The organism is Kitasatospora sp. NPDC059088 (assembly GCF_042738155.1).
In the GTDB taxonomy this organism is placed as follows: domain Bacteria; phylum Actinomycetota; class Actinomycetes; order Streptomycetales; family Streptomycetaceae; genus Kitasatospora.
In genome coordinates, this window is sequence record NZ_JBHYGR010000002.1 from 195666 (window position 1) to 206973 (window position 11308).

Sequence of the window (11308 nt, forward strand, 5' to 3'; positions counted from 1 at the left end):
GGGGGGCCCGCGCCGCCCGGGCGGCCGCGCGGGGGGGGCGCGGGGGGCGCCGCCCCACGCGCGGGGGGCCCCCCCCCGCGGCCCCCCCCCCCTCCCCCACTGCTGGCCGCCCTTGGCCGGCGGCTGGAGCGGTCCCGGCCTCCCCCACAAGGAGCAGGAACCGCTCGTTCCGGCACCGACACTACGACCACGGAACACCGCCCCCGACCGGCCTTGACGCTCCCCTGTCGCCCACCGGCCGGCTCTTGACGGCTCGTTGACGCCGCCCCGTTCGGGCCCGGCCCCACGACGCGTACCGGCGGCTACGGCACGGACCGGCCCCACGACGCCGACCGGCGACTACGGCACGGACCGGCACCCCTGGCACGGACCGGCGGCTACGGCACGTACCGGTAGCCGATCCCCGGCTCGGTGATCAGGTGCCGCGGCCGGGCCGGGTCGCGCTCCAACTTCCGCCGCAGCCCGGCCAGGTAGACCCGCAGGTAGTTGCCGCGCGCCTCCTGGGCCGGCCCCCACACCTCGCGCAGGATCTGCCGCCCGGGCACCAGCCGGCCGGGGTTGGCGAGCAGCAGGCTGAGGATCCGCCACTCGGTCGGGGTGAGCCGCACCGGTCCGCCCGGCCCGACCACCGTGGTGGCCGCGAGGTCGACGGTGTGGTCGCCGATCACCGGCCGGCCCGGCGGCGCCGGGCTCAGCGGCCGGCGCAGCACCGCCCTCAACCGGGCCAGCAGTTCGTCCATCAGGAACGGCTTGGTGAGGTAGTCGTCGGCGCCCGCGTCCAGCGCGCCGATCTTGTCGGCGGCGTCGGAGCGGCCGGAGAGCACGATGATCGGCGCCGCGCTGTGGGTGCGCAGTCCGCGCAGCACGTCCATGCCGTCGAGGTCGGGCAGGCCGAGGTCGAGCAGGACGGCGTCCGGGGCGGAGTGCGCGGCCCGGTCGAGTGCCTCGCTGCCGCTGGCGGCCGTGCGGACGGCGTACTGCCGGGCGCTGAGGTTGATCCGCAGGGTGCGCAGCAGGGCCGGTTCGTCGTCGACGACGAGGATCTCGCAGTTCTCGATGGTGTGCTCACTCATGGTGCGGTGGCTCCTCCCCGGTGGCACGGTGCTCGGTGGCGGCGGGCTCGGTGACGGCGGCCTCGGCGGCCGGTTCGGCGGCGGGCTCGGTGACGGCGGCCTCGGCGGCCGGTTCGGCGGCGGGCTCGGTGACGGCCGGCAGGGTGAGCAGCATGGTGGTGCCGCCGCCGGGGGTGTCCTCCACCTCCAGGCTGCCGCCCATGGCCTCGGCGAGGCCCCGGGAGAGGGCCAGGCCCAGGCCGACCCCGGTGGTGTTGTCGGTGTCGCCGAGGCGCTGGAAGGGCAGGAAGACCCGGTCGCGGTCCTCGGGGGCGATGCCGGGGCCGCGGTCGATCACCCGGATCTCGACCTGGTCGGCGTGGTGGCTGGCGGTGACCAGGACGGGCGCGCCGGGGGCGTTGTAGCGCAGCGCGTTGGTGATCACGTTGGCGAGCACCCGCTCCAGCAGCGGGGGGTCGGCGAGCACCGCCGGGGCGGTGTCCAGGTCGAGCGGCTGGACCGGCGCGTACGGGTCGGGGAGGCTGTCGAGCGCCCGGGGCAGGACCTCGTCCAGGTGGGTCTCGGTGAGGTGCAGGGTGAGCGCGCCGGCCTGGAGGCGGCTCATGTCGAGCAGGTTGTCGACCAGCCGGGTGAGCTTGACCAGCGATTCGTCGGCGGTTTCGAGGAGTTCGGTCTGGTCCTCGGGCGAGAACTCGACGTCCGGGCTGAGCAGCGAGCCGACCGAGGCGCGGGCGGCGGCCAGCGGGGTGCGCAGGTCGTGGCTGACGGCGGCGAGCAGTGCGGTGCGCATCCGGTCGGCGGCCTTGATCGGCTCGACCTCGGCGGCGACCACGGCCAGCCGGTCGCGCTCCAGCGCGGCGCCGACGTGGGCGGCGAAGGCGGTGAGCACCCGCTGGTCGGCGGCCGGCAGCCGGCGGCCGGTGAGGATCAGCACGGCGTCGACGCCGACCGGGACCTCGGTGGTCTCGTGCTGCGCCTCGTCCTCGTCCGGGTGCTCGGCCTCGCTGTGGGCGAGCACCTCGCCGTCGGAGCGGGAGAGCAGGACGACGGTCTGCATGCCGAAGGCCGTCCGGGACTTCTCCAGCAGGGCGGGCAGCGCGTCGGCCCCGCGCAGCACGCTGCCGGCCAGGGTGGAGAGGGTCTCGGCCTCGGCGGTGGCCCGGGCGGCCCGGGTGGTGAGCCGGCCGGCGTGGTCGACCACGGTGGAGACGGCGAGCGCGATGGCGGCGAAGACCACCAGGGCGACGATGTTGTTGGTCTCGCCGATGGTCAGGCTGTGGACCGGCGGGATGAAGTAGTAGTTCAGCAGCACCGAGGCGATGAACGCGGCCAGCAGGGCGGACATCGCGCCGCCGAGCAGGGCGACGATGACCACGCCGAGCTGGAAGATCAGCGCGTCGGTGGTGAGGTTGATGGTGTCGTGCGCCTGGGAGAGCAGGACGGTGAGCAGCCAGGGGATCACCAGGCCGGCCAGGTAGCCGACGACGGTGCGGCGCCGGGAGTGGCGCCGGCCCAGCGCGGGCAGCCGGCCGCGGCCGGTGAACTCGTGGGTGACCATGTGGACGTCGATGTCCTCGGAGGCGTCCACGGTCGTCTGCCCGGTGCCCGGGCCGGTGAGGAAGCGGTTGATCCGGCCGCGGCGGCTGGTGCCGAGCACCAGCTGGGTGGCGTCGTGGGCGCGGGCGAAGGCCAGCAGCGCGGTGGGGACGTCGTCGCCGACCACCACGTGGTAGCTGCCGCCGAGGCTCTCGACCAGTTGCCGCTGCTGGGCGAGCGCGCCGGAGGAGGCGCCGGCCAGGCCGTCGCTGCGGGACACGTGCACGGCCAGCAGCTCGCCGCCCGCGGCGGCGGCGATCCGGGCGGCCCGTCTGACCAGGGTCTCGCCCTCCGGGCCGCCGGTGAGGGCGACCACCACCCGCTCGCGGGTCTCCCAGACCCGGTCGATCTTGTGGCTGGCCCGGTAGTCGCGCAGCCCCTCGTCCACCCGGCCGGCCACCCAGAGCAGGGCGAGCTCGCGCAGGGCGGTGAGGTTGCCGACCCGGAAGTAGTTGGAGAGCGCGGCGTCCACCTTCTCCGCCTTGTAGACGTTGCCATGGGCCATCCGCCGGCGCAGCGCCTGGGGCGCCATGTCGACGAGTTCGAGCTGGTCGGCCCGGCGGACCACCTCGTCCGGGACGGTCTCGCGCTGCGGGATCCCGGTGATCTTCTGGACGACGTCGTTCAGCGATTCCAGGTGCTGGATGTTGACGGTGGTGATGACGTCGATCCCGGCGGCGAGCAGTTCCTCGACGTCCTGCCAGCGCTTGGCGTGGCGGCCGCCGGGGATGTTGGTGTGGGCCAGTTCGTCGACCAGGACGACGGACGGACGGCGGGCGAGCACCCCGTCGAGGTCCATCTCCTCGAACTCGGCGTCGCGGTAGGAGCGGTGGGCGCGCGGCAGCACCTCCAGGCCGTCGGTCATGGCCTCGGTGTGGCGGCGGCCGTGGCACTCGATGTACCCGATCACGACGTCGGCCCCGCGCTCCTGTCTGCGCCGGGCCTCGTCCAGCATCCGGTAGGTCTTGCCGACCCCCGGGGCGGAGCCGAGGTACACCCTCAACCGACCGGTGCGGATGCCGGAGCCGGGGGTGAGGTCGCGGGCCATGGGCACTGCTTCTTTCCATCAGGAGGTGGCGGCGGGGGACGGTGCGCGTCTGCGGGTACGGCGCGGCCGACCCGGGCGCGGGGAGCATCCTCCCGCGCCCGGGTCGGCCCGGTCATCCTGGTATGTCGTGCGGTGTCACTGTCCGATCACTTCTGCTCGGTCACTTCTGCGCGGTCATGTCCGCTCGGTCGGGTCCGCTCGGTCACTTCGCTTCGCTGATCGCCCGGTTGAGCAGGACGACGTTGACGCCCTCGTTGCCGAGGAAGCCGAGCGAGCGGCTCTCGGTGTACTTGTCGACCAGCCCGGCGACCGTCTCCACCGGCAGCTTGCGCTCCTTGGCGACCCGGTTCACCTGCTCCTTGGCGTAGACCACCGAGATGTGCGGGTCGAGGCCGGAGCCGGAGGCGGTCAGCGCGTCGGCCGGGACGCTCGCCGGGTCGACGCCGTCGAACGCGGCGACGGCGGCGCGGCGGTCGTTGACGGCCTTGAGCAGGTCGTCACTGTTCGGACCGAGGTTGCTGGCGCCGGAGCTGTCACCGGCGTAGTTGTTGGCGGAGGGCCGGGGCTGGAACCACTTCGGGTCCGGCACCGGGTCCTCCTTCGGGTCGTCGGGGTTCTTCTTGGGCAGGTTGTAGTTCTGGCCGAGGAGGCTGGAACCGATCACCTTCCCGTCGGACTTCACCAGCGAGCCGTTGGCCTTGTCGCTGAACGCGACCTGGCTGATCCCGGTGACCAGCAGCGGGTAGGCGACTCCCAGGATCACCGTGAGCACGAGCAGCACGCGCAGCGCGGTCCAGTGGGTACGGACGGTCGTCGGCAGGGGCTTGGACATGGTGTTTTCTCCTTCCCTGCGTCAGCTGAGGCCGGGGATGAACTGGACGATCAGGTCGATCAGCTTGATGCCGACGAACGGCACCACCAGACCGCCGAAGCCGTAGACCCCGATGTTGCGGCGCAGCAGCGAACTGGCGTCGGACGGGCGGTACTTCACGCCGCGCAGGGCGAGCGGGATCAGGCCGATGATGACCAGGGCGTTGAAGATGATCGCCGAGGTGATCGCGGACTGCGGGCTGTGCAGGCCCATGATGTTGAGGTGGCTCAGGCCCGGGTAGACCCCGGCGAACATCGCGGGGATGATCGCGAAGTACTTGGCCACGTCGTTGGCGATCGAGAAGGTGGTCAGCGCACCGCGGGTGATCAGCAGCTGCTTGCCGATCTCCACGATCTCGATCAGCTTGGTCGGGTTGGAGTCCAGGTCGACCATGTTGCCGGCCTCCTTGGCCGCCATGGTCCCGGTGTTCATCGCGACGCCGACGTCGGCCTGGGCGAGCGCGGGGGCGTCGTTGGTGCCGTCGCCGGTCATCGCGACCAGCTTGCCGCCCTCCTGCTCCTTCTTGATCAGGGCCATCTTGTCCTCGGGCGTGGCCTCGGCGAGGAAGTCGTCCACGCCGGCCTCCTCCGCGATCGCCTTGGCGGTCAGCGGGTTGTCGCCCGTGATCATGATGGTCTTGATGCCCATCCGGCGGAGCTCGTCGAACCGCTCCCGCATGCCCTCCTTGACCACGTCCTTGAGGTGGATGACCCCCAGGACGCGGGCGGGACGGCTGCCGACCTTGGCGGCCACCACCAGCGGGGTGCCACCGGCGGCGGAGATGCCGTCGACCAGGGTGGCGACCTCGTCGCCGACCGAACCGCCGTTCTCGGTGACCCAGTTGGAGACCGAGCCGGCCGCACCCTTGCGGACCTGGTGGACGCCGTCGGCCTCGTCCAGGTCCACGCCCGACATCCGGGTCTGGGCGGTGAACGGGACCCAGGTGGCGTGCGTCAACTCGCCCTGGGCGCGGGCCCGCAGGCCGTACTCGGTCTTGGCCAGGACCACGATCGAGCGGCCCTCGGGGGTCTCGTCCGCGAGCGAGGAGAGCTGGGCGGCACCGGCCAGTTCGTCCGTGGACACGCCCGGGGCGGGCAGGAACTCGGCGGCCTGGCGGTTGCCCAGGGTGATGGTGCCGGTCTTGTCGAGCAGCAGGGTGTTGACGTCGCCGGCGGCCTCGACGGCGCGGCCGGACATCGCCAGCACGTTGCGCTGGACCAGGCGGTCCATGCCCGCGATGCCGATCGCGGAGAGCAGCGCGCCGATGGTGGTCGGGATGAGCGCCACGATCAGGGCGACCAGGACGATCATCGACTGCGGGGCGCCCGCGTAGGTCGCCATCGGCTGGAGGGTGACGACCGCGACCAGGAAGACGATGGTCAGCGAGGCCAGCAGGATGTTGAGCGCGATCTCGTTCGGCGTCTTCTGCCGGGCGGCGCCCTCGACCAGGGCGATCATCCGGTCGATGAAGGACTTGCCGGGCTCCGAGGCGATCTTCACCACGATCCGGTCGGACAGCACCTTGGTGCCGCCCGTCACCGCGGAGCGGTCGCCGCCGGACTCGCGGATGACCGGCGCGGACTCACCGGTGATCGCCGACTCGTCGACGGACGCGACGCCCTCGACCACGTCGCCGTCGCCGGGGATGACCTGCCCGGCCTCGACCACCACGTGGTCACCGAGCTGGAGCGCGGTGCCGGGCACCTCCTCCTCGGCCTGGGTGGCGGGCCAGTCGGTGAGCCGGCGGGCGACGCTCTCGGTCTTGGTCTTGCGCAGGGTGTCGGCCTGGGCCTTGCCGCGGCCCTCCGCGACGGCCTCCGCCAGGTTGGCGAAGATCGTGGTGAGCCAGAGCCAGACGGTGATCGCCCAGGCGAACACCGACGGGCTGGCGATCGCGGAGACGGTGGTGACCACCGAGCCCACCTCGACCACGAACATCACGGGGTTCTTGACCATCACCCGGGGGTCGAGCTTCTTCACCGCGTCCGGCAGGGACGCGAGGATCAGCTTCGGGTCGAGGAGGCCGCTCTGCACTCTGTGCGGCGCGGCGGGCTCGGCCTTGTCGTCGGCCGGTGCGGGGTTGAGCGTAGGGGTGGACATCAGGAGAGACCTTCCGCGAGCGGCCCGAGGGCCAGGGCCGGGAAGTAGGTGAGGCCGACGACGATCAGGATCACGCCCGACAGCAGGCCCACGAACAGCGGCTTGTGGGTGGGCAGGGTGCCCGGAGTGGCCGGAACCGGCTGCTGCTGGGCGAGCGAGCCCGCCAGCGCCAGGACGAAGACGATCGGCAGCAGCCGGCCGAAGATCATCGCCAGGCCGAGCGCGGTGTCGTACCAGTCGGTGTTGACGGTGATGCCGCCGAAGGCCGAGCCGTTGTTGTTGGCGGCCGAGGTGAAGGCGTACAGCACCTCGGAGAAGCCGTGGGCACCGGAGTTGAGCATTCCGGCCCGCTCGCCCGGCAGGGCCATCGCCACACCGGTGCCGACCAGCACGAGGGTCGGGGTGGTGAGGATGTACAGCGAGGCGAACTTCATCTCCCGGCCGCCGAGCTTCTTGCCCAGGTACTCGGGGGTGCGGCCGACCATCAGGCCGGCGACGAACACCGCGACGACCGCCAGGATCAGCATGCCGTAGAGGCCGGAGCCCACACCGCCGGGCGCGATCTCGCCCAGCATCATGTTGAAGACCGTCAGACCGCCGCCGAACGGGGTGAACGAGTCGTGGAAGGAGTTCACCGCACCGGTCGAGGTCAGCGTGGTGGAGGCGGCGAAGATCGTGCTGGCGGCGATGCCGAAGCGCTGCTCCTTGCCCTCCATCGCCGCGCCCGCGGCCTGCAGGGCGGTGCCGTGGTGCGAAGCCTCGGACCAGGTCAGCAGGGCGGTCGAGGCGACCCAGAAGATGCCCATCACGGCGAGGATCGCGTAGCCCTGGCGGTTGTCCCCCACCATCCGGCCGAAGGTCCGCGGCAGGGCGAACGGGATCAGCAGGATCAGGAAGATCTCGACCAGGTTGGAGAAGCCGGTCGGGTTCTCGAACGGGTGCGCCGAGTTGGCGTTGAAGAAGCCGCCGCCGTTGGTGCCGAGGAGCTTGATGACCTCCTGGGAGGCCACCGGGCCGCCCGGGATCTTCTGCACCTCGCCGCTGAGGGTGGTCACGTCGGTGAAGCCGTGGAAGTTCTGGATCACCCCGGTGGCGGCCAGGACCAGGGCGAAGACGATCGAGATCGGCAGCAGCAGGCGCAGGTTGATCCGGGTGAGGTCCACCCAGAAGTTGCCGACCCGGTCGGTCCGGTTCCGGGTGAAGCCCCGGATCAGCGCGGCGACGACGGCGATGCCGACGGCCGCGGAGACGAAGTTCTGCACCGCCAGGCCCGCCATCTGCGCCAGGTGGCCCATCGCGGACTCACCGGCGTAGGACTGCCAGTTGGTGTTGGCGACGAAGGAGATGGCGGTGTTCCAGGCCTGGTGGCCCTCCATCTGCGGAACGCCCAGGTTCAGCAGCAGGTAGCCCTGGAGCCGGATCAGGCCGTAGAGGAAGAGCACCGAGACGGCCGAGAAGGCGATCACCGAGCGCAGGTACACCGACCAGCGCTGATCGGCGTCACCGTCGACGCCGATCACCTTGTAGATGCCGCGCTCGACTCTGAGGTGCTTGGAGGTGGTGAGGACCTTGGCGATGTAGTCGCCGAGGGGGCGGTAGCACAGGGCCAGCGCGCCGACGAGGGCGAGGGCCTGCAGCCAGCCCGCGAGAGTGGATCCCATGTCAGAACTTCTCCGGGAAGATCAGCGCCACGACGAGGTAGCCGACGAGAGCGACGGCCACGACCAGACCAGCGATGTTCTCCGCGCTCACAGCTTCTCCACCCCCCGCGCGATCAGGGCGATGACGGCGAACACGGCGACCGTGACACCGACGTAGATGAGATCGGACATGGGCTCCACCAGCGTGGTTCGGAAGATGCCGCGACCGGGCCGAATGGCTTCCGTGCGGCACCGGCGGACGACCGGCAGAGGAAGCAAATCAGCCGTCTAAGGCGCGTTAGGGCTCCCTGACGCCCTCCATACGGGTGAACGCAGTGCGTTGACGCGACCTTGACGTCCGCTTCACCGGGCCGAGACCGACGTGATCGGGCCGAGACCGTCGTAAGCCTGCTGGGGCCCCCGGCACGCACCGGGCCCCGGTACGGCCGCAGCCGTACCGGGGCCCGTGGGTTCACCCGTCAGTCCCCTAGCGCCCCCGCGGTCACATCCGCATCCGCAGGCGGCAGACCACCGCGTCGGTGTGCCGGCGCAGGGCGCGGTCGATCACGGCGCCGCGCCGGTTCTGCAGCGCGCGCTGCCACCAGTGGGCGGGCTCGACCTCGGGGATCAGCACGGTGAGCCGGTCGTACGCGTGCTCCTCGCCCAGCTGGTTGACGAAGTCGGCGATCGGCTGGCCGAGCCGCCGGTGGTCCTCCGCGATCTCCAGCAGGGGCACGCCGGGCTGCCACAGCTCCCAGTCCCGGCGCAGCGCCTCGGCGTCCGCCGGGTCGTGCACCACGGTCACCGCGAACACCTCGTCGCCCAGCGAGAGCGCCGCCGACAGTCCGTCCCGGGTGAGCCGGGTGATGGCCGTCACCGGGACCACCACCAGGCTGCGCTGACGGGTCACCGCGCCCGGCACCCGGCCGAGTTCCAGCCGCTCGCCGATCCGCCGGTAGCTGCGGTGGATCGCCTCGAACAGCACCACCAGCAGGGGCAGGGCCACCACGATGCCCCAGGCGCCCTCGGTGAACTTGGTGCCGGTCACCACGAGGGTCGCGACACCGGTCAGCACCGCGCCGAAGCCGTTCAGCGCGGCCTTCCATCGCCAGCCGGCCGGGCGGTTCAGGTACCAGTGCCGGACCATGCCGACCTGGCAGATGGTGAAGCCGACGAACACGCCGATCGAGAACAGCGGCACCAGGTCGTTGACGTCGCCGCCGGAGCCGACCAGCAGCGCGGCCGACACCGCGGCCAGGAACAGCACGCCGTACCGGTACACCTGGCGGTCGGCGCGCAGCGCGAAGACGTGCGGGAGGTGGTTGTCCCGGGCGAGCAGGTCCATCAGCACCGGCAGGCCGCCGAAGGAGGTGTTGGCGGCGAGGCCGAGCAGCACCACGGTGGCGAACTGGACGACGAAGAAGCCGGCGCCGTGGCCGAGCGAGGCGTCCGCGAGCTGGGCGAGCACGGTGACGCCGTCGACCGGCTGGAGGTGGAAGCGGCCGATCAGCACGGCCAGGCCGATCAGCATCACGCCGAGCAGGGCGCCGAGCGCGACCTCGGTGTGCTGGGCCCGCTTCACCCGCGGGGTCCGGAAGGAGGGGACGGCGTTGGCCACCGCCTCGACGCCGGTCAACGCCGAACAGCCGGCCGCGAAGGCCTTGAGCAGCAGCAGCGCGCCGACCGCGGTGGCGTTCTCGGCGAGCACCGAGGCGTGGCCGGCGGCGGCCGCCGTGCTGGCCGGGGCGTCCCGGAACAGGCCGACCACGATGATCGCCAGGATGGAGAGCACGAAGACGGCGGTCGGCACCAGGAACCAGCGCGCCGACTCGGCGATGCCGCGCAGGTTGACGGCGGTCACCAGGGCGAGCACGCCCAGGCAGAGCCAGACCCGGTCGTCGTACAGGCCGGGGATCGCGGAGGTCAGCGCCGCCACTCCGGCGGTCACCGAGACCGCGACGTTCAGGATGTAGTCGATGACCAGCGAGGCGGCCGCGGTCAGCGCCGTCCGGCGCCCCAGGTGGGCCTTGGCGACGGCGTACGAGCCGCCGCCGTCCGGGAAGGCCGCGATCACCTGCCGGTAGGAGGCGACCAGCACCGCGAGCAGGACGGCGATCGCCACCGTGACCGGCACCGTGAAGCCCAGCCCGTACGCGCCGGCCGCGGCCAGCACCAGCACGATCGACTCCGGGCCGTAGGCCACCGAGGCCATCGCGTCCAGCGACAGCGCCGCCAGGCCGCCGAGCGCGCTGAGCCGGTGCCGCTCGTCGCCCGCCCCGGTGTCCGGCGGTTCGTCGGCCGTGACGGCCGGGGTGGAGATGGCGCTGGACATCGGACGGACCTCCGCAGTCGGTAGTTGCTCCGAATCCTGCGGTTCGCGCGCCCGGGGCGCGCCCGTCCCCTACGCGTTCCTGACGCCGTCACCAGCGCCCTTGACGCGGCCTTGACGCCACCGCCGTACGGCGGAAGGGGGGCTTGGCGGGGGTGGGGTGAGCCGTGGTCCCGGCGGGCGCCGGTTGGGAAGACGATCAGCTCGGTCGAAGGACTCCCACCCCCGACCCCCCACTCTGCTGCCCCCCAAACGTAATTGCAAGCTATGTGCAACAAGTGCCCGACAACCCCGCCCGGACGCCCCCGCCGTTCGATTCCGCCCGGACCGCACGAAAAAGGCCCCCGATCCGCGTTTCCGCAGATCGGGGGCCGTTTCTCTATCCTGTGGCTGGTGCAGGGTTCGAACCTGCGTAGCTTGCGCGACAGATTTACAGACCACGCACGTGATGGCCTCTGACCTGCGGAAGGACCACGCCCGACGCGGCCGATCCCACGCATGCCCCACGGAACGCTGAGTCCACCTCCCGGAGAGATGGGGGGTGGCCCCGGGGGGGGGGTGGGGGGGCGGGGGCGGGGGGGGGGGCGCCCCCGCGGGGGGGGGGGGGGGGGGGTGTTGAAAACATGACGCGGCGCCCCCCCCCGACAGGGT

Annotated in this window: 7 protein-coding genes; all 7 read right to left on the bottom strand. The window is 72.0% G+C overall.

Annotation, left to right across the window (positions count from 1 at the left end):
- Positions 1–377: 377 nt before the first annotated feature.
- The 7 genes from ACFWXO_RS01840 to ACFWXO_RS01870 all read right to left on the bottom strand — a co-directional run bounded on the left by ACFWXO_RS01840 (position 378) and on the right by ACFWXO_RS01870 (position 10660).
- On the bottom strand, positions 378–1073 hold the full coding sequence (locus ACFWXO_RS01840; protein WP_375881967.1) for a response regulator: 696 nt from the start codon (positions 1071–1073) through the stop codon (positions 378–380).
- A complete protein-coding gene (locus ACFWXO_RS01845; RefSeq protein ID WP_380521310.1) occupies positions 1066–3717 on the bottom strand; it encodes an ATP-binding protein in 2652 nt (883 codons plus the stop codon). Before ACFWXO_RS01845 ends, ACFWXO_RS01840 begins: the two co-directional genes overlap by 8 nt.
- Before the next feature lie 202 nt (positions 3718–3919).
- Positions 3920–4549: a K(+)-transporting ATPase subunit C gene (kdpC, locus tag ACFWXO_RS01850; RefSeq protein ID WP_380398972.1), complete on the bottom strand. Its 630-nt coding sequence runs from the start codon at positions 4547–4549 to the stop codon at positions 3920–3922.
- Positions 4550–4570: 21 nt separating this feature from the next.
- Positions 4571–6688 (bottom strand): potassium-transporting ATPase subunit KdpB, encoded by a 2118-nt coding sequence (gene kdpB, locus ACFWXO_RS01855; protein ID WP_380521313.1) that lies wholly within the window; start codon positions 6686–6688, stop codon positions 4571–4573.
- Positions 6688–8349 carry a potassium-transporting ATPase subunit KdpA gene (gene kdpA / locus ACFWXO_RS01860; protein ID WP_375881959.1) on the bottom strand — a complete coding sequence of 554 codons (1662 nt, stop codon included), beginning with the start codon at positions 8347–8349 and terminating at the stop codon, positions 6688–6690. The genes kdpB and kdpA overlap by 1 nt, the downstream gene beginning before the upstream one ends.
- 1 nt (position 8350) lies before the next feature.
- Positions 8351–8440 (bottom strand): K(+)-transporting ATPase subunit F, encoded by a 90-nt coding sequence (kdpF, locus tag ACFWXO_RS01865; protein WP_045693083.1) that lies wholly within the window; start codon positions 8438–8440, stop codon positions 8351–8353.
- Between the two features lie 390 nt (positions 8441–8830).
- Positions 8831–10660, bottom strand: a complete 1830-nt coding sequence (locus ACFWXO_RS01870; protein ID WP_380521317.1) for an APC family permease — start codon at positions 10658–10660, stop codon at positions 8831–8833.
- Positions 10661–11308 lie beyond the last annotated feature (648 nt).